Source organism: Geobacter pickeringii (assembly GCF_000817955.1).
Taxonomy (GTDB): domain Bacteria; phylum Desulfobacterota; class Desulfuromonadia; order Geobacterales; family Geobacteraceae; genus Geobacter; species Geobacter pickeringii.
Window position 1 is genome coordinate 2,486,902 of the sequence record NZ_CP009788.1, and the last position, 19,878, is coordinate 2,506,779.

General features: G+C 64.5%; 19 protein-coding genes and 1 riboswitch. Of the genes, 11 read left to right on the plus strand and 8 right to left on the minus strand.

Translation table 11 applies throughout. The features are described 5' to 3' along the window. The first annotated feature begins 91 nt into the window (after positions 1 to 91). The 6 genes from pstS to GPICK_RS11200 all read left to right on the plus strand — a co-directional run bounded on the left by pstS (position 92) and on the right by GPICK_RS11200 (position 6,358). Positions 92 to 1,120, plus strand: coding sequence for a phosphate ABC transporter substrate-binding protein PstS (gene pstS / locus GPICK_RS11175; protein WP_039743235.1), 1,029 nt, complete (start codon positions 92 to 94; stop codon positions 1,118 to 1,120). A 226-nt stretch (positions 1,121 to 1,346) separates the two neighbouring features. After that, complete coding sequence (gene pstC / locus GPICK_RS11180; RefSeq protein WP_039745682.1) at positions 1,347 to 2,282, plus strand: phosphate ABC transporter permease subunit PstC; 936 nt, start codon at positions 1,347 to 1,349, stop codon at positions 2,280 to 2,282. After that, a complete protein-coding gene (gene pstA, locus GPICK_RS11185) occupies positions 2,279 to 3,118 on the plus strand; it encodes a phosphate ABC transporter permease PstA (RefSeq protein ID WP_039743237.1) in 840 nt (279 codons plus the stop codon). Before pstC ends, pstA begins: the two co-directional genes overlap by 4 nt. Positions 3,119 to 3,152: 34 nt before the next feature. Then, positions 3,153 to 3,911: a phosphate ABC transporter ATP-binding protein PstB gene (gene pstB, locus GPICK_RS11190; RefSeq protein WP_039743239.1), complete on the plus strand. Its 759-nt coding sequence runs from the start codon at positions 3,153 to 3,155 to the stop codon at positions 3,909 to 3,911. A 59-nt stretch (positions 3,912 to 3,970) separates the two neighbouring features. Continuing rightward, positions 3,971 to 4,657, plus strand: a complete 687-nt coding sequence (gene phoU, locus GPICK_RS11195) for a phosphate signaling complex protein PhoU (RefSeq protein WP_039743241.1) — start codon at positions 3,971 to 3,973, stop codon at positions 4,655 to 4,657. Between the two features lie 366 nt (positions 4,658 to 5,023). Next, positions 5,024 to 6,358, plus strand: coding sequence for a dicarboxylate/amino acid:cation symporter (locus GPICK_RS11200; protein ID WP_039743243.1), 1,335 nt, complete (start codon positions 5,024 to 5,026; stop codon positions 6,356 to 6,358). Positions 6,359 to 6,438: 80 nt separating this feature from the next. On the opposite strand, the gene GPICK_RS11205 is transcribed toward GPICK_RS11200, so the two are convergent. The 4 genes from GPICK_RS11205 to GPICK_RS11220 form a co-directional block, all read right to left on the minus strand. Beyond that, a complete protein-coding gene (locus tag GPICK_RS11205) occupies positions 6,439 to 7,773 on the minus strand; it encodes a S41 family peptidase (protein WP_039743245.1) in 1,335 nt (444 codons plus the stop codon). 202 nt (positions 7,774 to 7,975) lie between these two features. Then, on the minus strand, positions 7,976 to 8,206 hold the full coding sequence (locus GPICK_RS11210) for a hypothetical protein (RefSeq protein WP_039743247.1): 231 nt from the start codon (positions 8,204 to 8,206) through the stop codon (positions 7,976 to 7,978). An 83-nt stretch (positions 8,207 to 8,289) separates the two neighbouring features. Next, positions 8,290 to 8,505 carry a hypothetical protein gene (locus GPICK_RS11215; RefSeq protein WP_039743249.1) on the minus strand — a complete coding sequence of 72 codons (216 nt, stop codon included), beginning with the start codon at positions 8,503 to 8,505 and terminating at the stop codon, positions 8,290 to 8,292. Positions 8,506 to 8,838: 333 nt separating this feature from the next. Further along, on the minus strand, positions 8,839 to 10,140 hold the full coding sequence (locus GPICK_RS11220) for an NCS2 family permease (protein WP_039743251.1): 1,302 nt from the start codon (positions 10,138 to 10,140) through the stop codon (positions 8,839 to 8,841). A gap of 100 nt (positions 10,141 to 10,240) precedes the next feature. Beyond that, a riboswitch (cyclic di-GMP riboswitch) is annotated at positions 10,241 to 10,322 on the plus strand. A gap of 80 nt (positions 10,323 to 10,402) precedes the next feature. Between GPICK_RS11220 and GPICK_RS11225 the strand changes: the two genes are divergently transcribed. Beyond that, complete coding sequence (locus GPICK_RS11225; protein WP_039743253.1) at positions 10,403 to 10,969, plus strand: hypothetical protein; 567 nt, start codon at positions 10,403 to 10,405, stop codon at positions 10,967 to 10,969. Positions 10,970 to 11,020: 51 nt separating this feature from the next. Here the strand turns inward: GPICK_RS11225 and GPICK_RS11230 are convergent, their stop codons facing one another. From GPICK_RS11230 to GPICK_RS11240, 3 genes are all read right to left on the minus strand, one after another. After that, positions 11,021 to 11,578: a hypoxanthine-guanine phosphoribosyltransferase gene (locus GPICK_RS11230; RefSeq protein ID WP_039743256.1), complete on the minus strand. Its 558-nt coding sequence runs from the start codon at positions 11,576 to 11,578 to the stop codon at positions 11,021 to 11,023. A 65-nt stretch (positions 11,579 to 11,643) separates the two neighbouring features. After that, on the minus strand, positions 11,644 to 13,446 hold the full coding sequence (gene recQ, locus GPICK_RS11235; protein ID WP_039743258.1) for a DNA helicase RecQ: 1,803 nt from the start codon (positions 13,444 to 13,446) through the stop codon (positions 11,644 to 11,646). After that, complete coding sequence (locus GPICK_RS11240; RefSeq protein WP_052263411.1) at positions 13,443 to 14,294, minus strand: formylglycine-generating enzyme family protein; 852 nt, start codon at positions 14,292 to 14,294, stop codon at positions 13,443 to 13,445. Before GPICK_RS11240 ends, recQ begins: the two co-directional genes overlap by 4 nt. 268 nt (positions 14,295 to 14,562) lie before the next feature. Between GPICK_RS11240 and GPICK_RS11245 the strand changes: the two genes are divergently transcribed. The 3 genes from GPICK_RS11245 to GPICK_RS11255 all read left to right on the plus strand — a co-directional run bounded on the left by GPICK_RS11245 (position 14,563) and on the right by GPICK_RS11255 (position 18,377). Then, positions 14,563 to 14,808, plus strand: coding sequence for a DUF4911 domain-containing protein (locus GPICK_RS11245; RefSeq protein ID WP_039743260.1), 246 nt, complete (start codon positions 14,563 to 14,565; stop codon positions 14,806 to 14,808). Next, positions 14,801 to 16,183 (plus strand): TldD/PmbA family protein, encoded by a 1,383-nt coding sequence (locus GPICK_RS11250; protein ID WP_039743262.1) that lies wholly within the window; start codon positions 14,801 to 14,803, stop codon positions 16,181 to 16,183. The genes GPICK_RS11245 and GPICK_RS11250 overlap by 8 nt, the downstream gene beginning before the upstream one ends. Positions 16,184 to 16,322: 139 nt before the next feature. After that, on the plus strand, positions 16,323 to 18,377 hold the full coding sequence (locus GPICK_RS11255; RefSeq protein WP_039743264.1) for a diguanylate cyclase: 2,055 nt from the start codon (positions 16,323 to 16,325) through the stop codon (positions 18,375 to 18,377). Positions 18,378 to 18,439: 62 nt separating this feature from the next. Here GPICK_RS11255 and GPICK_RS11260 read toward each other — a convergent pair whose 3' ends face one another. After that, complete coding sequence (locus GPICK_RS11260) at positions 18,440 to 18,955, minus strand: peptidylprolyl isomerase (protein WP_039743266.1); 516 nt, start codon at positions 18,953 to 18,955, stop codon at positions 18,440 to 18,442. A gap of 316 nt (positions 18,956 to 19,271) precedes the next feature. Between GPICK_RS11260 and GPICK_RS11265 the strand changes: the two genes are divergently transcribed. Beyond that, positions 19,272 to 19,814 carry a peroxiredoxin gene (locus GPICK_RS11265; RefSeq protein WP_269078685.1) on the plus strand — a complete coding sequence of 181 codons (543 nt, stop codon included), beginning with the start codon at positions 19,272 to 19,274 and terminating at the stop codon, positions 19,812 to 19,814. The last annotated feature ends 64 nt before the right edge of the window (positions 19,815 to 19,878 follow it).

The following is a 19,878-nucleotide window of genomic DNA, read 5'->3' on the forward strand; positions in this document are numbered from 1 at the left end:
GTTCACCCACTCTTACGAATTTCGTAACCCGCCTGTAACAATTGGCGGCCTATTATTGCAACAGTTAAACGACATCTTCAAGGAGGCAGCAATGTTCAACACCATACGCAAAGGGATCGCACTGCTGGCGCTTATGGCGACCACCGCCGTGGCGGGCCAGGCAGGGGCCGAGACCCTCATCAACGGCGCCGGCGCCACCTTCCCCTACCCGCTCTACTCCAAGTGGTTCAGCGAGTACGCCAAGATCGACCCGTCGGTGAAATTCAACTACCAGTCCATCGGCAGCGGCGGCGGCATCAAGCAGATCACTGCCCAGACCGTCGATTTCGGCGCCAGCGACAAGTTCCTCTCCGATGCGGAACTGGCGGCCGCCCCCGGCAAGCTCCTCCACATCCCGACCGTCATGGGCGCCGTCGTTGTCACCTATAACGTCCCCGGCGCACCGAAGGGGCTTAAGCTCAAGGTCGATGACGTGGCCGACATCTTCCTCGGCAAGATCACCAAGTGGAACGACCCGCGCATCGCCGACGACAACCCCGGCGTGAAGCTTCCCAACGCGCCGATCGTTGTTGTCCACCGCTCCGACGGCAGCGGCACCACCAGCATCTTCACCGACTTCCTCTCCGGCGTAAGCGGCGAATGGGCCCAAAAAGTCGGCAAGGGTGCCTCGGTCAAGTGGCCCGTCGGCCTTGGCGGCAAGGGTAACGAAGGGGTCGCCGGCCAGGTGAAGACCACCGCCGACTCCATCGGCTACGTAGAACTGGCCTATGCCTTCGAGAACAAGCTCCCCTACGCCACCCTCAAGAACAAGAGCGGTCACTGGGTCGAGCCTTCCATCCAGAGCACCAGCGCTGCCGCGGCTGCCGCCGTCAAGCACATGCCGGCCGACTACCGTCTCTCCCTCGTGAACCAGCCGGGCAAGGATGCGTACCCCATCGTCGGCTTCACCTGGCTTCTCGTCTACGAACACCAGAAGGACGCCGCTAAAGGGAAGAAACTGGTTGAATTCCTGAACTGGAGCCTCCACAACGGCCAGAAGATGGCCGCTCCGCTCCTCTATGCGCCGCTCCCGGAGAACGTCAAGAAGATGGTGGAAAAAACCATCAAGACCATCAAGTAACAGGTCAACGGCCCGGCCGGACCGCTCGTCGAGCGTCTCCGTCCGGGCTTTTTTCCGCGCACCGCATTATTACAATCATGTTAAGAACCGGTAACGAACGATGCGGCCGTAACAACCGCGGCGCACCCCAGGAAGCCCCATGAATATCACCCCCGCAGAAGCACCCATCACGCCGGAGGCGGGCAATGAGGAGGAGACCGTGTCAGATGAAGTGCCGTTGCGCAGAATGAAAGTCAGTGGGAAAGTGAACGGCGACTTCGTCTTCAAGGGGATCACGGTCCTCTTCGCCTTCAGCATCCTCGTCATCATCGCCGTCATGGTGGTGGAGATGGTGGATCAGAGCCTCCCGGCCATCAAAAAGTTCGGCTGGAGCTTCGTCACCGGCCGCGACTGGGACGCCGTCCAGGAATCTTTCGGCGCCCTCCCCTTTGTCTGGGGCTCGGTGGTTTCGTCGCTCCTGGCGCTGCTGCTGGCCACCCCCCTCGCCGTCGGGACCGCCCTCTTCATCACCGAGATCGCCCCGAAGAAATTCGGCGCAGTCGTGGCAGCCCTCGTTGAGCTGCTGGCATCGATCCCGAGCGTCATCTACGGCCTCTGGGGGGTGCTGGTCATGGCTCCGTGGCTCCAGAGCACGATCCAACCCTTTCTCATCGACAAGTTCGGATTTCTCCCGTTCTTCACGGGGGCTCCCTACGGGGTGAGCATGCTCGCCGCCGTCTTCATCCTGATGATCATGGTGATCCCCATCATCACCTCCCTCACCAAGGAGGTGCTCCTGGCGGTCCCCCAGAGCCAGCGCGAGGCAGCCATCGCCCTCGGCGCCACCCGCTGGGAGATGATCCGGATGGCGGTTCTCCCCTACGGCCGCTCCGGCATCCTCGGGGCGGTGATCCTCGGGCTCGGCCGGGCCATCGGCGAAACAATGGCAGTCACCATGGTGATCGGCAACACGCCACAGATCTCGCTATCGCTCCTCTCGCCGGCCTACACCATGCCGAGCGTCATCGCCAACGAGTTCGCCGAGGCTTCCTCGAAACTCCACGGCGCCGCCCTCATGGAGATCGGCCTGATCCTCCTGGCGGTTACGCTGGCCATCAACGTCCTGGCACGGCTCCTCCTCTGGGGGATGACCCGCAGGGCCGCCACCGGAGGTGCCAAATGAGAACGCCATCCACCCGCAACCTGAAAAACGGGTTCATGATCCTCTCCATGGGGGTGGCAACCCTGGCGGTGCTCCTGCCGCTCGTCATCATCTTCACCCATATCGTCAAGATGGGGTTCAGCTCCCTGTCGCCCGACTTTTTCATCCACATTCCGAAGCCCACCGGCGAAACCGGCGGAGGCATGGCCAACGGCATGGTCGGCTCCTTCCTCCTGATCGCCCTCGCCTCGGGGCTCGGAATCCCGGTGGGAATCTTCGGCGCCATGTACCTCGTCGAGTATGGCGGCAACCGCATCTCCGGCGTCATCCGGTTCGCGGCCGACGTCCTCTCCGGCGTCCCCTCCATCATCACCGGCATGGTGGCCTATACCCTGATGGTCGTGCCGATGAAGAAATTCTCGGCCCTGGCCGGCGCAGTGGCCCTGGCGCTCATCATGATCCCCATCGTGCTCCGCACCACGGAAGAGCAGCTGAAGATGGTCCCCGACACGCTGCGGGAGGCATCCCTGGCCCTGGGGGTCCCCCTCTGGCGCACGAGCCTGCGGGTAACGCTGCGCAGCGCCATGAAGGGGGTCCTGACCGGCATCCTGCTGGCCATCGCGCGGATCGCAGGCGAGACGGCGCCGCTCCTCTTCACCGCCCTCGGCAACCAGTTCTGGAGCAGGAAGCTGACCGAGCCCATCGCCGCCATGCCGCTGCAGATCTTCAACTTCGCCATCGCACCCTACGAGGACTGGCACCGGCTTGCGTGGGCCGGAGCCCTCGTCCTCGTCACGCTGATGTTCGCCCTGAGCCTCACCGCCCGTTATCTGGGGCGGAGCAAGTATCAAAGCTGACGCGCGTCCTCGCCATCATATCCAGAGGTATTGAATGAACGCCAAGGTAAAAATCGACAATCTCAACGTCCACTTCGGTTCGAACCACGCAGTGAAGGGGGTCAGCATCGACGTCCCCGAGAACACCGTCACCGCCATCATCGGCCCCTCGGGGTGCGGCAAGTCCACGGTGCTCCGCTCCCTCAACCGGATGCACGACCTCTTCCCCCAGGCCCAGGTCACCGGCAAGATCCTCCTCGACGGCGACGACATCTACGGCCGGGGCGTCGACCCGGTCGTCATCCGCCGGCGGGTCGGGATGGTCTTCCAGAAGCCGAACCCTTTCCCCGCCATGTCGATCCATGATAACGTCATCGCGGGCTACAAGCTGAACGGCAGGGTCAAAAGGAGCGAGGCCGACGAGATCGTGGAATCGAGCCTGCGGCGGGTCGCCCTCTGGGACGAGGTGAAGGACCGCCTCAAAAGCAGCGCCATGGAGCTCTCCGGCGGCCAGCAGCAACGGCTCTGCATCGCCCGGACCATCGCGGTGAAGCCCGAGGTGATCCTCATGGACGAGCCCTGCTCGGCCCTTGACCCGATCTCCACCGTCAAGATCGAAGAACTGATCAACGAACTCAAGGAGCGCTACACCGTCGTCATCGTCACCCACAACATGCAGCAGGCGGCCCGGGTGTCGGACTACACGGCGTTCCTCTACATGGGAGAGATGATCGAGTGCGACACCACCCGCAAGATCTTCACCAATCCCGAGAAGAGCCAGACCGAAGATTACATCACCGGGCGGTTCGGCTAGCCCGCAATCGCAACTCAGCGGGGCTCGCCCCAGCACGAACCGAGGAGAACTGACCACCCATGGAAAAAGAACACATTTTCAAGCAGTACGACGCCGAACTGAACGATATCCGCTCCAAGCTCCTGGAGATGGGGGGGCGAGTGGAGAAGATGATCGCCGACGCCATGAAGGCGCTGGTGGAGCGCGATTCGGACCTGGCCCGCAGGACCATCGCCATCGATCATGAGATCAACCACCTGGAGATGGAGATCGACGAAAAATGCCTCCAGGTCCTTGCCCTGCGCCAGCCGGCGGCGCGGGACCTGCGCTTCATCACCCTGGCGCTCAAGATCGTGACCGACCTGGAGCGGATCGGCGACCAGTGCACCAGCGTCGCCAAGCGGGCCATCGAACTGAACGACGAGCCGCCGCTCAAGCCGTACATCGACCTCCCCCGGATGGCCACCTGCGCCAGCGTCATGGTGAAGGAGTCCCTGGACGCCTTCGTACGGGGCGACGCCGACCTCGCCATCAAGGTCTGCCGCGACGACCAGTTCGTGGACGACCTGAACGAGCAGATCCAGCGGGAGCTTCTCACCTTCATGATCGAGGACCCCTCCTCCATCAGCCGGGCCATCAAGCTGAACTACATCTCCAAGTGCCTGGAGCGGATCGCCGACCACGCCACCAACGTGGCAGAGATGGTGATCTTCATGCTCAAGGGGAAGGACATCCGCCACACCGCCCCGCCGACGCCGCTGTCCTGATTTCAACGACCAAGGGGCGCCGCGCGCCCCTTCGTTCCCTCTCATCGTTCCCCACAGGCCACCTCGGCCGACTCTCTCCTTGCCAGCTCACGATTCCATCCCTCTTTCCGCGGACTGGAATCACTCCGCCGTCGCTGCCGGACCACCCTCACCCGGTGCGTCGCGCTCTCGTTCGTGCGGAGCTTATAACCATTTCTTCCCGGATTCCCGTCACTATTGCGCGCATCCCTCGTGCCTGTCTTGTGTCGGGGAAAAAAGTGATCGCAGCAGGGGCATTTCCTATTGACCCTGTAAACACGAACATGATAAGTCAGATAACTGTACTGTCTTACCACCTTATCACCTTACCATAGGGGGAGATGAATCATGAGGGTCAAGAAGCTGTTCTCGTATCTGTACTTCCAGGTGCTGATCGCCATCACGCTCGGGGTACTGGTCGGCTACTACTATCCGGCGACCGGCGTGGCGATGAAGCCGTTCGGCGACGGCTTCATCAAGCTGATCAAGATGATCATCGCCCCGGTTATCTTCTGCACCGTCGTGACCGGCATCGCCGGCATGGAGGACATGAAGAAGGTGGGACGCGTGGGGGCCAAGGCGCTCCTCTACTTCGAAGTGGTCACCTCCCTCGCCCTGGTGATCGGCCTGGTGGTGGTGAGCGTCATCCAGCCCGGCGCCGGCTTCAACGCCGACGTGACCAAGCTCGACACCAAGGCCCTCACCGCCTTCACCTCCACGGCCAAAAACAGCACCACCACCGACTTTCTCATGAACATCATCCCGTCGAGCGTGGTTGACGCCTTCGCCAAGGGGGATATCCTCCAGGTCCTCCTCTTCGCCGTCCTCTTCGGTTTCGCCCTGTCGGCCCTCGGCGACAAGGGGAAGGCGGTCTACAAGATCATTGACCAGATCTCCCACACCCTCTTCGGCATCGTCGGCATCATCATGCGGGCGGCCCCCCTCGGCGCCTTCGGCGCCATGGCATTCACCATCGGCAAGTTCGGCGTCGGCTCCATCTCCAAACTCGGCATGCTCATGGGAAGCTTCTACCTGACGAGCCTCCTCTTCATCTTCGTGGTCCTCGGGACCATCTGCCGCCTCTGCGGCTTCAGCATCCTCAAGTTCATCCGCTACATCCGCGAAGAGCTCCTCATCGTCCTCGGCACCTCGTCGTCCGAGTCGGCGCTCCCCCGGATGATGAGCAAGCTGGAGAACCTCGGCTGCCGCAAATCGGTGGTGGGCCTCGTGATTCCCACCGGCTACTCCTTCAACCTGGACGGCACCTCCATCTACCTGACCATGGCGGCGCTCTTCGTGGCCCAGGCCACCAACACCCCCCTCACCCTCCAGCAGCAGCTCACCATCCTGGCGGTCCTCCTCCTCACCTCCAAGGGGGCGGCGGGGGTCACCGGCAGCGGCTTCGTCACCCTGGCGGCCACCTTCGCGGCCATCCCGACCATCCCCGTGGCGGGCCTCGCCCTCATCCTCGGCATCGACCGCTTCATGTCGGAAGCCCGCGCCCTCACCAACCTCATCGGCAACGGCGTGGCCACGGTGGTGGTCTCCAAGTGGGAGAAAGAGCTGGACGAGACGAGAATGCAGCGGGTGCTGAACGGCGAAGGGGACGAGGAGCTGGAAGGCGACAACCTCGACGAACTGGCGCCGGAATCGGCACTGGACGCCGAGCCGGCCGCCGACTGATCGCCGGCTGAACCCGGACGCAATAAAGGCCGCTTCCCTCCACGGGGAGCGGCCTTTTTGCATCCGGAGACCGGGCAGCCCTAGCGTCCCGTCACCGTACCCAGTGCATTCCACCCCTTGAGGAGATCCAGGGCCCGCACCACTTGGTAGTCCTTCTTCGCGTCATCGGCGGCTGCCACGGGCGCGGCCGACTTTTTGCCCCCCCCCTTCGGTGCCGTGTCACTCTCCCCGCCGAGATGGTTATCCAGATCCTTCTCGTGGAAATCCTCCCGCTGCTCGTCCTTCACCGCCTTCAGCTCGGCGCTCTCCACGACGATGTCGGGGACGATCCCCTTGGCCTGGATGGAGCGCCCCTTGGGGGTGAAGTAGCGGGCGGTGGTCAGCTTGAGCCCGGCCCCGTCGCGCATCGGGATCACCGTCTGCACCGATCCCTTGCCGAAGCTCGGCGTCCCGATGATGACCGCCCGGCCGTGGTCCTGCAGTGCCCCGGCCACGATTTCGGAGGCGCTGGCGCTGCCGCCGTTGATCAGGATGACCATCGGATACCGGGGCTCCTTCTCGCCGACGGTGGCGCTGAACTTCCGGCTGGCATAGTGTTCCCGCCCCTCGGTATAGACGATGAGGCCGTTGTCGAGCCGATCGCCGACGAACCGCCCCGCCACGGAGACCGCCGCATCCAGGAGCCCGCCGGGGTTGTTGCGGAGATCCAGCACCAGCCCCCGGAGGTTTCCGCCGTTTTCCTTCCGCAGCTTCGCCAGGGCGGCAGCGAGCTCTTCGCCGGTCCGCTCCTGAAAATGACCGATCCGGACATAGCCGTAGCCGGGCTCCAGGGTCCGGGCCCTGGTGCTCCTGGTTTTGATGACGTCGCGCACCAGTGGCACCACCAGCAGCTTCGCCTCCCCCTCCCGCAGGATCGTCAGGGTCACCCGCGTCCCCTTCTCGCCGCGCATCCGCTTGACCGCCTCGGTAATGGTCAGCCCGCGGGTCGGCGTCCCGTCGATCTTCGCAATGTGGTCGCCGCTCCTGAGACCGGCCCGCCAGGCGGGGGTATCCTCGATGGGGGAAACGACGATGAGCTTCCCCTCCTTCAGGGTAATCTCGATGCCGAGCCCGCCGAAGGAGCCCGCCATCTCCACCTTCATCTCCGTGAACGGCTCGGGGGGGAGATAGGCACTGTGGGGATCGAGGGAGGCGAGCATCCCGTTCACCGCCCCCTCCAGGAGCTTCTTCCGGTCGACCTCCTCCACGTAGCTCGTCCGGATGTGGTAGAGCACCTCGCGGAACAGCTTCAGGGAAGCTCCCCCGCTCCCTCCGCCAGCCTCTCCCCGGCTTCTCCAGCCGCCGGCCACCCCCAGGGCCAGGACGACGATCGTCGCCACCAGCCCCAGCGTAATCTTCATTCGCGTCGTAAGCATCATGACCTCCGGGGCGCCGCAGGGTATCTCCCCGTCCCTCCGCGCACCCGGTTACTTTATTGCTCCCGCGGCGCTCTTGTCAATTGCCGCGTAGGGAAGCCCCCCTCCCTGCAGCATGACGAAAGGCCGCCCCCCTGCCGGGAGACGGCCCTATTCGTCAGTCCGTTCCATAGTCGTCCCTTAGTCATTCAGTACAGCGGGTTCAGCTCTTCGCCTCGGCCTTCGTCCCGATGCTTTCCGCCACCCCTTTGGCCATGCCGATCATGGTGAGAACCGCGGGGAGGAGCTGTGCGACCACGATGAGGGCGCAGAAGCCGAGGAAAATCCAGCATACCACCCCACTGTTGTCTTCCCGCGCTCCCGAAGCGGCCAATGCCGTCGTCACGCTTCCCAGGATCATTGCCAGTACGCTGGCTACCGTTCTCGTTTTCACGACGTCCTCCTTCGTTCGCGCGCATCCTGCGCGGGATTCTGTTCTTATGGCCCCACTCCCGGATCGCTTCACATCCTCTTCCGCTACCGTGCCTCTTCGGCCTTGGGCGAGAAGAGCCCCTTCAGCATCGAGCCGAACATCACCAGGGCCGGAAGAGTCTGCAGAGCGATAATGGCGGCACCGAATGCCAGGAAGAGGGGGGCGAGGAATCCGCCTTCATCCATCCCCGCGCCGCTGGCGGCGAAGGAAGAAGAAGCGCTGGCGATAACGGCGATAAGTGCTTTGGCTGTGGTTTTCATGGCATCCTCCTCGGTTTCTCTCGGGATAGTGACTGCATTTGTTTTTCTTAATAGCAGCGAGCATGCCACTCCAATGCCATCTAAGCATTTTTTATCAACATACTGATATTACAGATTATTTTAAATTGATACCGGCCCGGATTGGATCGGCGGAGCGCCGCTCCGTATAGGGGAATCATACAGAACAACCGGAGAGATGCGGCGACCACGCCACCCCGCTGCCCATAACCTGTTGCAATAGCGCCGCTTTGCCCCGAAGCGGCGCTGCATGGAAAAAACATGCGCCTCGCAGCGGGCGTAATACAGCATGCGGAAGGGGGCGGAGACGCCCCCTTACATCTTGGGGAAGAAGATGAAGAGCGACATCGCCAGCAGCGCCAGCACCCACATGCCGGCGGAGACCTCGCGTCCGCGGCCGGCCGCCGCCTTGAGGAGGGGATAGGTCAGGAGCCCCGTGGACATGCCGACCCCGATGTTGTAGGTGAAGATCATCAGGACGATGGTGAGGAAGGCGGGGACGAGCTCGGTGAAGTCGTCGAAATCGATCCGCTTGATCGGCTCGACCATGAAGGAGCCGATGACGATGAGGGCGATGCCGTAGGCGTGGGGGGGAACGATGGTGAAGAGTGGCGAGAAGAAGAGCGACAGCAGGAAAAGCCCCGCCACGACCAGGGCGGTGAAGCCGGTGCGCCCCCCTTCCTCGATGCCGGCGGCCGATTCGATGTAGGCGCCGGTGGTGGTGGTCCCCAGAAGCGGCGCCACGGTGGTGGCCAGGGCATCGGCCAGCATCGGCTTCTCGATCTCCGGCAGGTTCCCCGCCTCGTCCAGGAGGTCGGCCCGCATGGAGAGGCCGATGAGGGTCCCCACCGTATCGAGGAACGCCATGATGAAGATGGTGAGGACCACCGGGAAGAAGCGGAAGTCGAGGGCATTGGCGATGGAGAGTTGCCCGACGATGGGGGTCGGGTCGGGGGGGAGACTCACGAACTCCTTCGGCATCGGCGTCACGCCGCAGGCGATGGAGAGGACGGTGGTGGCGACAATGCCGATGACGATGGCGCCGCGGATCCGCCGCGTCATGAGGAAGACGGTGAGGAGGTAGCCGAAGACCGCCAGGAGCACCGACGGCGAGGCGATGTTCCCCATCTTCACCGGCGCCCCGGGAACGCCGAGGGTGACGAGTCCGGTCTCATTGAGGCCGATGAAGGTGAGGAAGAGCCCGATGCCGACGGCGAAGGCGCACTTGAGCGAGAGGGGGATCGCCTCGGCAAGCCAGCTCCGCACCTTGAAGACGGTGAGCACCGTAAAGAGGATGCCGGCCACGAAGACCGCCCCCAGGGCCGTCTGCCAGGTGTAGCCGAGGACCTTCACCACCGTGAAGGCGATGAAGGCGTTCTCGCTCATGTACGGGGCGATGGCGAAGGGGCGGTTGGCGTAGAGCGCCATCATCACCGTGCCGAAGACCGCCGCCACGATGGTCGCCGTGGTGGAGGGGCCCCGGGGGATCCCCGCCGCCTCCAGGATCGCCGGGTTGACGATGATGATGTAGGCCATGGTCAGGAAGGTGGTGATTCCGGCGACGGTCTCGCGGCGGTAGGAGGTGTGGTGCTGGTCGAACTTGAAAAATCGCTTCATCGGTTCCTCGAAGTTTCGCTTTCTGTGACCGGGGTCACACCTCCCATCTCATTAAAGCGGGTAAGATGGGGACAAAAGAAGATGAATCCGTATCGCACTGTTTTCGAAGAGGTAAACCCCGGGTAACCGGGGGACACAAAGCTGCGGGTCCTGTCTGCGGGCAGGACAGCCGGGTTGGCGAAGAGACAGTTGCCGCTGCTGAGGCGTGGTGGGCTGTCTTTTTTTGTGCCCCCACACTCAAACCCAACCCAGGGAGGAAATCATGAAAAAGTTCGTACTGCTCGTCGTCGCCCTTCTCGCCACCGCAGTGACTGCCCACGCCCAGCCGGTCCAGGTCGCCCTCACGACCACCGCCAAGGCCATCACGCAGACCGTGAACGGCGTCACCACCATCGTCACCCCGGCACCGACCACCCTCTACGGCCTGGAGATGGTGCTCCAGCTTCCGGTCGGCGTCACCCCCCGGCTCGACCCCGCCGCGCCGGGAACCAATTTCGTCGACCCCGCCACGATCGTCCTGGCCGACAACAGCTCCCTCAACACGGGGACCAGCTTCTCGGCCGCCTACTTCCCCTCCGCCACCCCCGCCACCGTGGGCGACACCGTCAAGCTGGTCATCGCCAACCCCTACGGCTTCAAGTTCGGCCTCTTCGGCGCCCTCTCGTTCGACTACAAGCCCGGCTTCATCCGGACCTACAACGCCACCACCGGCACCGTCACCAACGTCAATTTCACCGTGGCGAGCTTCCGGGCGGTCGACGTGAACGGCTACACCATCCCGGCCACCCAGGCCACCGGCAGCATCAGCAAGTCATACTCCTGGCAGTAGCGTCCGCCGCACCCGCCGCTCTGGCATTGCAACCGGAGCGGCGGGGCTCCCTCAGTATCCCTTCAGCGCGAAGATCCCCGGCGCATTCCGCCAGTACCCCTTGTAGTCCATCCCGTAACCGAAGAGATAGCGGTCCGGCGTCTCCAGCCCCACGAATTCCGGGATGAGATCGGGCCGGGACTTGCGGTCGTGCTTCTTGTCCACCAGCACGGCGGTCAGGACCTCCCGCGCCCCCTGCTCGCGGCACCAGTCGACGATGGCTCCGAGGGTCGCCCCCTCGTCGAGGATGTCGTCGACGACGAGCACCGTGCGGTCGCGCAGGTCGCGGGCCGGGCGCACCTTCCAGTCGAGGACCGTCCCGTAGAGCTTGTGGCCGTACCGGGTGGCGTGGAGGTACTCGGCCTCCAGGGGGAACTCCAGCTTCGGCAGGAGCTTGCCGGTGACGATCAGCCCCCCGTTCATGACGCAGAAGAGAATGGGGTTGGCCTCGGCCAGGCGGCCGGTAATCGCCTGCGCCATCCGGTCGATGGCCTCATCCACCTCGGCGGCGGCAAAGAGGCAATCGGCCTCGGCATAGACCTGACGGACTTCATCCAGCGTGACGGACATGGGCACCTCGAACGGAACGTGATAAAAAGTTCAATTTAGCAAAAAACCGGTTTCAGGAAAACAAATTATCGCCGGATGGCGTCGAGAAAGGCGGCGCCGTAGCGCCCGAGCTTCTGCTCCCCCACCCCGTTGATCCGGAGGAGTTCGTCGGGGGTGGCCGGGCGCAGCGCCGCCATCTCCACTAGGGTGGCGTCGCTGAAGATGACGTAGGGGGGAACCTGCTGCTCGTCGGCCAGCCGCTTGCGGAGTGCCCGGAGCTCCTGGAAGAGCCCCTCGTCCCCCTCGGCCAGGGGGACGGTCCCCCCCCGGCGCTTCGGCTCCTTCTTCGGCGCCGCCACCTTCACCCGCGGCCGGGCGAGGATGAGGCTTTCCTCCCCCTTCAGCAGCGGCCGGGCCGCCGGAGTGAGCTTCAGCACCGAGTAGTTGGCCATGTCCTGCTCCAGGTACCCCCGGTGGATCAGTTGGCGGATAACGCTCCCCCACGCCTCGGCGGAGAGGTGGGCGCCGATACCGTAGGTGGAGAGCCGGTCGTGCCCCAGCTGACGGATCCGCTCGTTTCTGGAGCCCCGCAGGACATCGATCACATGGCCGACGCCGAAGCGCTGCCCTACCCGGTAAACGCAGGAGAGGGCCTTGCGGGCATCCTCGGTGGCGTCGAAGGTCTCGGGGGGATCGAGACAGAGGTCGCAGTTGCCGCACCCCTCGGCAAGCCGCTCGCCGAAGTAGCCGAGGAGGGCCTGACGGCGGCAGGTCCCCGCCTCGGCGATGCCGACCATGGCGTTCAGCTTGTGGAGCTCGATCCGGATCTGCTCCGGATTCCCCCCTGATTCGATGAGGGAGCGGGAGAGCGGGATGTCGCCGTAACCGAAGAGGAGGAGCGCCTCCGCCGGAAGCCCGTCGCGGCCGGCCCGACCGGTCTCCTGATAGTAGCTCTCGATGTTCTTGGGCAGGTCGTAATGCACCACGAACCGGACGTTGGGCTTGTCGATCCCCATGCCGAAGGCGACGGTGGCCACCACCACCCGGACGTCGTCCCGCAGGAACGCCTCCTGCACCCGGCTCCGCTCGCCGTCGGCCAGCCCCGCGTGGTAGGCGGCCGCCTCAACCCCGGCGCCCCGCAGCTTCTCCGCCACCTCCTCCACCCGCTTGCGGGAGAGGGCATAGACGATGCCGGCCTCCGTCGGGCGGCCCGCCAGGAAATCCATGAGCTGGTTGAAGGGCTTGCGTTTCTCGACGACCGAATACCTGATGTTGGGGCGGTCGAAGCCGGTGACATAGATCTCCGCGTCGCGCAGCCCGAGCCGCGCGATGATGTCGGTGCGGGTCTGGACGTCGGCGGTGGCGGTGAGGGCGATGAGCGGCACCCCGGGGAAGAGCCCCCGCAGGCGGCCGAGCCCCACGTATTCGGGGCGGAAGTCGTGCCCCCACTGGGAGACGCAGTGGGCCTCGTCGATGGCGAAGAGGGCGATGGGGAGCTCCCGCAGCCGCTCCAGGAACGCGTCGGTCATGAGCCGCTCCGGCGCCACGTAGAGGAGGTCCAGTTCGCCGGCATGGAGCCGGGCCAGCACCTGCCGCGCCTCCCGCTCCCCCAGGGTGGAGTTGTAGGCGGCAGCCGCCACGCCGTTTTCCCGCAGCGCGTCCACCTGGTCCTTCATGAGCGAGATGAGGGGCGAAACGACGATCCCGACCCCGGGGCGATGGAGGGCCGGAATCTGGTAGCAGAGAGACTTGCCGCCCCCGGTCGGCATCAGGACGAAGGCGTCGCCGCCGTCGATGAGCCGGGTGACGATCTCCTCCTGGAACGGGCGGAAGGAGCGGTAGCCGAAGACGGTGCGCAGGGTGTCGAGGGGGGTGCGGGGAGCGGTCACGGCAACTCCCTCAGGAGCCGGAAGCCGAGGTAGACGTAGCTTCCGTCCGGGGCGCCGCGGCCGCGGGCGGAGGAGCGGACATAGCGGGGCTTGCTCCCGAAGGAGCCGCCGCGCTGGACCCGGCGGGGATCGTCGCCGCCGAGCCACGGGCTCCCGTCGGCGGGAGCCCCGGTGTAGCTCTCGTGCCAGGTGTCGAGGCACCACTCCCAGACGTTGCCCGCCGTATCGAAGAGGCCGTAGGGGTTGGCCGCGAAGGAGCCGACCGGCGCCGTCTGCTTATTGTCCCACCGGCTGCCGCACCCCTTGCAGTCGGCCCGGTTTTCCCCGGCGGTCCCCCCCCACCAGAAGGGGGTATCCTTTCCGCCACGGGCGGCATATTCCCACTCCGCCTCGCTCGGCAGCCGGTACCGCTCCCCCGTCTGCTCCGCAAGCCACTTCGTGTAGGCAACCGCATCGTCCCAGGTGACGTTCATCACCGGCTTGCTCCCCCGCCCCCAGTTGTGGGAAAAGGCCCCGAACCAGCGCCGGCCGTCCTTCGGCTTCTCCCGGCCGGTCGCCTCACAGAAGGCATCGTATTCGGCAAAGGTCACCTCGTACTTCCCCATGGCGAAGGGGCGGGCGATGGTGACCTCGTGGACCGGCTTCTCGTCCGGATCGCCGCCGCCGAAGATCGCCCCCATCCGGAACCGGCCGGCGGGAATGACCACCATCTCGGGGCCGGCGGCGCCGCTTTTCAGCCGATCATGGAAGACCGCTCCGGCTGCGGGAGAGGTGGCGCCCCGGGCGCCGGGAGCAAGAAGAAGGATCAGAATGAGTGCCGGAATGGTATGGCGGAAACGGATCTCCATGAGGGGGGCTCCTTGGGGGAAAATGCCAGCGGTGACTCCGCCAACTGGCGGCAACTCTTCATTGTACGTGGTGAAGCGACGCGAGGCAACGGGTGATTTCCGGGCGGAGCATCCACCCCGCCGGAGGCCCCCCTCCCCCCACCAGCGCCGGGCACGCCCCTCCCTCCCCTAACCTCCCATCATTACTGGCATTGGCGCCGGTCTATTTTTGTGTTGTTTTTTAAATACTTGCATGTTAAAAATTATAAATTATCCTAAAGGAGCGTCCGTGATCGAACAGGGCGAAATTACCCGGTATTTCCAGCTGGAGCGTCGCGACCTCGTCTACCTCAAATTCATCGTCGAGGCATACGAGGGGCTCGCCACCCTCAGCACGGCGGACCGGGAACGCGGCATCGTCGTCATCTCGTATCACCGTCATTTCGCGGAAGATCTCGACGCCTTACTCACTGCGCTCGGCACCGAAATTGCTTTGCAAGAGGTGACGGGCATGGAGAATTTACTGCATGCTTGACACATTCGACCTCAACCGAATTCTCCGTCGTGCCCTGGCGGGAGGCGGTGAATTCGCGGACATTTACTTTGAAGAGGGGGCGAACACCTCCATCGTCTGCGAGGACGGCAAGATCGAGAAAGTCCTTGCGGGAACCGACCGCGGCGTGGGGATCAGGGTCATCTCGGACCTGCGCACCGCCTACGCCTACACGAACGAGATCACCGAGGCGGCGCTCCTCTCCCTGGCCGGGACGGTGAGCCGGGCGGTCGCCGGGAAGGTGTTCGACCGTGACATCGACCTGCGGAACAAGATCGTCGGCGCCGGTTTTCCCATTGAAATTACGCCAGATAGCGTACCTTTACAGGACAAGGTTGCGCTGGTAAACCGCGGCAACGTCGCAGCCCGCAAATTTAGCGATAAAATACGGCAAGTTATGGTGGTCTACCGTGACAGCCGGATCAAGACCCAGATCGCCAATTCGCTGGGTGAATTCACCGAGGCAAACCGTACCGGCACCCTCTACCTAGCCCAGGTGGTGGCGGCCGCCGGCGACGTGATCCAGACCGGGTACGAACCGGTGGGAAAATTCATCGGCTACGAACTGTTTCGCGAGCGGGGCCCCGAGGAGATCGCCGAGACGGCGGCCCGGCGGGCGGTGATGATGCTTGCGGCTCGCAAGGCGCCGGGGGGGCTCATGCCGGTGGTCCTCTCCTCCGAAGCAGGGGGAACCATGGTCCACGAGGCTATCGGCCACGGGCTGGAGGCCGACCTGGCCCAGAGCGGCATGTCGGTCTACACCGGCAAGGTGGGAAGCCAGGTGGCATCACCGCTGGTGACGGTCATCGACGACTCCACGATTCCCAACGCCCGGGGCTCCTTCTCCTTCGACGACGAGGGGTCGCCGGCCCAGCGGACGGTACTGGTGGAGAACGGCATTCTGAAGGGGTATCTCTATGACCGGCTCAGCGCCCTGAAGGACGGCTGCGCCTCCACCGGCAACGGACGCCGCGAGGGGTACCACGCGCGCCCCATCGTCAGGATGACCAACACCCTCATCGCCCCGGGGGAGTCCGATCCCGCCGAGATCGTGAAGGGGGTCGGCAGCGGACTCTTCGTCCGGAAGATGGGGGGCGGCCAGGTGAACACCGTCAGCGGAGACTTCATGTTCGAGGTTTCCGAGGGGTTCCTGATCGAAAACGGCGTGATCGGCGAGCCGGTCCGGGGAGCCACCCTCACCGGCAACGGTCCCGACGTGCTGAAGAAGATCGCCCGGGTCGGCAGCGACCTCGGCTTCGGCATCGGCACCTGCGGCAAGGACGGACAGGGGGTGCCGGTCTCCGATGCCCAGCCGACCCTTCTGATCGAGGAGATTACCGTCGGCGGAGCCGCCTGACGGACGATTGGTATGCAGTGGCCACGGATGGCCCGGATAAACCAGGGCCGTTTCCCGGAGGGCGACGTCGGTGTCGCGCGGGCAACGCGCGGAGAAGGCTGCCTGACACACCGAACGATTCCCGGAACAGGAATGCACCGTGTCCCATGCTGAACTGACGACAATCCAACCGGTGGAACTCCTTGAGAACCTCAAGGCACACCCGTTCCTCGCCCCGTACCACCTGAGCTTCTGCTGCGATCAGGACGGGGCGGGGCGTTTCAAGTCGGCGTTCACCATCTGCGGCGCCGTCGAGCAAAACCCCCTCTGCAGCAAGATCTGCCGGACCATGGTGGAGGAAGCGGTGCAGCGCGCCAGCGGCAGCGGCGTGCCGGTCGTCTTCCGCTGCCACGCGGGGCTGCTGAACTTCGCCGTACCGATAAAGAACGGCGACCTCCCCTTCTCCTGCATCATCGGCGGCGGAGTCCGCGAAAAAGAGATCGACCTCGCTCACCTGGAGGTGCTCTCCGCCGCCGACAACCTGGATGTCGTGGCGCTCCTCGGAGAGCTGGAACAGCTCCCCACCGCCACCGAACAGGAGGTCACGGAGACGGCGCACCGGGTCCAGGAACTGGTCCCGTCGCTCCTCACCCGCAATCTCCACAGCCTCATCTTCGAGAAGACCATGCAGCGGCTCGCGGCCGTCACCGGGGTCTCCGCCGGCATCGACGGCGCCCGGACCGCCTGCGACGTCATGGGGCTGGTGAGCGAGACCCTCGGCATTCTCTTCGACATCGCCCGCATCGCCATCCTCGTCCCCCAAGGGGGAGGCTCCTTCGCCGTCAAGGGGCTCTGGGGGCTGGACCTCGACCTGGGGAGCGTGCCGGCGGCCAAGGCCCACGGCATCTTTTCACGCCACCGCACCGACCAGACGGTCACCATCGAGGATGACTGCCGCGCCCTCTTCCCGGCCGTCGAGGCGGATCGGGCAACCTGCATCCGCTTTGGCTCCGGAGACGAGCTCCTCGGCGTCCTGGTGCTGTTCGACACCACCCTTCCCCCCCGCGACGAGATGCTGGTGAAGCTCTTCACCGGCCGGGCCGCATCGCGGCTGCAGCAGGTCAGGAGCGAGGAACGGCATTCGAGCGAGAGCGCCCAGGCCGAGAAGCTCTTGCACATGTTCAGCACCCTCTCCCGCACCGAGGGGAAGGAGGAGCTCAACCAGCGCATCCTCGGCATGGCCGCCGACCTCGTCGACGCCTCGTCGGGCTCCATCATGTTCAAGAACGACAACGGCGAGACCCTCAAGATCGAGTCGGCCCTCGGCATGAACATGCAGCTGGCCCAGAGCATGGTGGTTCAGGTCGGCACCGGCATCGCCGGCAAGGTGGCGGCCAGCGGCCATCCGCTGCTGGTGAACGACATCGAGAAGGACAAGCGGATCGGCACCCCCAACCGCCCCCGCTTCAAGACCAAGTCGTTCGTCAGCATCCCGATCCGGCTCCGGGACGACATCATCGGCGTCCTCAACCTCTCGGACAAGAAGAACCAGGGGATCTTCACCGAGGCCGACCTGAAGCTCCTCATCACCTTCGCCGATCACGCCTCCATCATGATCGAGCGGGCCATCTCCATCGAACGGGCCGACATCCTGGAGCAGCTCTCCATCACCGACCACCTGACCGGCCTCTACAACCGCCGCTTCCTCAAGCGCCGCATGGAGGAGGAGCTCTCCCGAAGCATCCGCCAGAACCTGGGGCTCACGGTGATGTTCGTCGACCTGGACCACTTCAAGATCTACAACGACCTCTGCGGCCACCTGGCGGGGGACCGGGCGCTGAAGCGCCTGGCCCGGATCCTCTCCGAAAGCGCCCGGCAGATGGATATCGTCACCCGCTACGGCGGCGAAGAGTTCTGCATCATCCTCCCCGGCACCTCGAAAAAGGAGTCGATCTTCGTGGCCGAGCGGATCCGGCGGGCCATCGAGAGCGAGGAGTTCCCCCACGAGGAGAATCTTCCCCAGGGGAGCCTCACCGCCAGCATCGGGGTCTCCTCCTACCCCGAGGACGGCAGCACCGACGCCGTCCTCATCAAGGCGGCCGACGTGGCCCTCTACCGCGCCAAGGCCGACGGACGCAACCGCGTCGCCATCGCCAGCGGCGCCGAAGCGGACGAGGGGCCCCACCTCAAATCGGTTGCCCAGAATCAGCAGTAAAAAAGGCCGCCCGGCGAACCGGACGGCCTTTTTCGATTGTCATCAATCGTTGCAGCTCCCGCTTACTCCACCACCTTCGCCGACGTGATGAAGACGCTCTCCGCCGGGACGTCGGAGTGGCCGGCCCGGTTCCCCGTCTTCACCTGGGCAATGGCGTCCACCACATCCATCCCCTCCACCACCTGGCCGAAGACGGCATAGCCGAAGAGGTCGGGGGTCTTTCCCTTGTAATCGAGGAAGGCGTTGTCCACCAGGTTGATAAAGAACTGGGAGGTGGCGCTGTCCACCACGGCGGTCCGGGCCATGGCCAGGGTCCCCCGGGTGTTCTTCAGGCCGTTGGCCGCCTCGTTCTTGATGGCGAACTTGGTCTTTTTCGGCTGCATGCTCTCGTCGAGCCCCCCGCCCTGGACCATGAACCCCTTGATGACCCGGTGGAAGATGAGGCCGTCGTAGTAGCCGTCCTTCACATAGGAGAGGAAGTTGCGGACGCTGATGGGGGCCTTCTCCTTGAACAGCTCGATGGTGATGGTTCCCATGGAGGTTTCCACGAGAACGCGCGGATTGGTCTCTTCGCTCATTTCTGCTCCTTTCGTACACTGGTATCCTGCACTTGTACCACAAACGGAGGGGGACCGAGAACCCCTTTCCTTCGACGCCGGGGAATTCGCTCCTTGCAATGGATAGCGGATGGGATATGATTGAGGGGTTTTTTCAACGGGCGCATGGCGCCCTCACGTATCCAAACCGAGGAGGCATCCAATGAAACATACCGCACTGATCGCATCCGCCTTCCTGGCCGTAACCCTCATGGCCGGCACCGCCGGAGCGACCCCCGAGCAGGCCGGGGAGATGGAGCGGGCCGCAGCGGGGCTCATGGTCCAGCACCACAAGGGGATGGTCCGCAGCGAACCGGCGGTGGCGAAGGTCGGCGAACCGGCCCCCTCCTTCACCCTCGACGCCGTGGTCACCAACGAGTTCAAGCAGGTGAGCCTCGTCGACTACCGGGGGAAATGGGTCGTCCTCTTCTTCTACCCCGCCGACTTCACCTTCGTCTGCCCCACGGAGATCACCGGCTTCAACAAGGCCCTGGACCGCTTCACCGAGCTCAACGCCCAGGTCCTCGGCGCCTCGGTGGACAGCAAATACTCCCACCTCGCCTGGATCAAGCGGGGGGACCTGGGCGAGCTGAAGTTCCCCCTCCTGGCGGACGGCAAGAAGGAGACGGCCGCCCGCTACGGCATCCTCGACGAGAAGGAAGGGGTCGCCCTGCGGGGGCTCTTCATCATCGACCCCAACGGCGTCGTCCAGTACCAGGTGGTGAACAACCTCTCGGTGGGGCGAAGCGTCGAGGAGACCCTCCGGGTCCTGGAGGCGCTCCAGACCGGCGAGCTCTGCCCCCTGGGGTGGAAGCCGGGGGAGAAGACCATCGGCAAGTGACGCCATCCCGGTCGCCTGACCGAGAAAAAGGCCGTGGGGAGCGTTCCCCGCGGCCTTTTTCCTT

What these genes read in the sequence shown, in the direction of transcription:
- pstB (WP_039743239.1), top strand. Translation starts at nt 3,153, where the DNA reads ATGAACGCCAAGGTAAAAATCGACAATCTCAACGTCCACTTCGGTTCG.
- GPICK_RS11225 (WP_039743253.1), top strand. Translation starts at nt 10,403, where the DNA reads ATGAAAAAGTTCGTACTGCTCGTCGTCGCCCTTCTCGCCACCGCAGTG.
- GPICK_RS11265 (WP_269078685.1), top strand. Translation starts at nt 19,272, where the DNA reads ATGGTCCGCAGCGAACCGGCGGTGGCGAAGGTCGGCGAACCGGCCCCC.
- GPICK_RS11240 (WP_052263411.1), bottom strand. Translation starts at nt 14,294, where the DNA reads ATGGAGATCCGTTTCCGCCATACCATTCCGGCACTCATTCTGATCCTT.
- GPICK_RS11250 (WP_039743262.1), top strand. Translation starts at nt 14,801, where the DNA reads ATGCTTGACACATTCGACCTCAACCGAATTCTCCGTCGTGCCCTGGCG.
- pstC (WP_039745682.1), top strand. Translation starts at nt 1,347, where the DNA reads ATGAAAGTCAGTGGGAAAGTGAACGGCGACTTCGTCTTCAAGGGGATC.
- GPICK_RS11230 (WP_039743256.1), bottom strand. Translation starts at nt 11,578, where the DNA reads ATGTCCGTCACGCTGGATGAAGTCCGTCAGGTCTATGCCGAGGCCGAT.
- phoU (WP_039743241.1), top strand. Translation starts at nt 3,971, where the DNA reads ATGGAAAAAGAACACATTTTCAAGCAGTACGACGCCGAACTGAACGAT.
- GPICK_RS11260 (WP_039743266.1), bottom strand. Translation starts at nt 18,955, where the DNA reads ATGAGCGAAGAGACCAATCCGCGCGTTCTCGTGGAAACCTCCATGGGA.
- GPICK_RS11200 (WP_039743243.1), top strand. Translation starts at nt 5,024, where the DNA reads ATGAGGGTCAAGAAGCTGTTCTCGTATCTGTACTTCCAGGTGCTGATC.
- pstA (WP_039743237.1), top strand. Translation starts at nt 2,279, where the DNA reads ATGAGAACGCCATCCACCCGCAACCTGAAAAACGGGTTCATGATCCTC.
- GPICK_RS11220 (WP_039743251.1), bottom strand. Translation starts at nt 10,140, where the DNA reads ATGAAGCGATTTTTCAAGTTCGACCAGCACCACACCTCCTACCGCCGC.
- pstS (WP_039743235.1), top strand. Translation starts at nt 92, where the DNA reads ATGTTCAACACCATACGCAAAGGGATCGCACTGCTGGCGCTTATGGCG.
- GPICK_RS11205 (WP_039743245.1), bottom strand. Translation starts at nt 7,773, where the DNA reads ATGCTTACGACGCGAATGAAGATTACGCTGGGGCTGGTGGCGACGATC.
- GPICK_RS11215 (WP_039743249.1), bottom strand. Translation starts at nt 8,505, where the DNA reads ATGAAAACCACAGCCAAAGCACTTATCGCCGTTATCGCCAGCGCTTCT.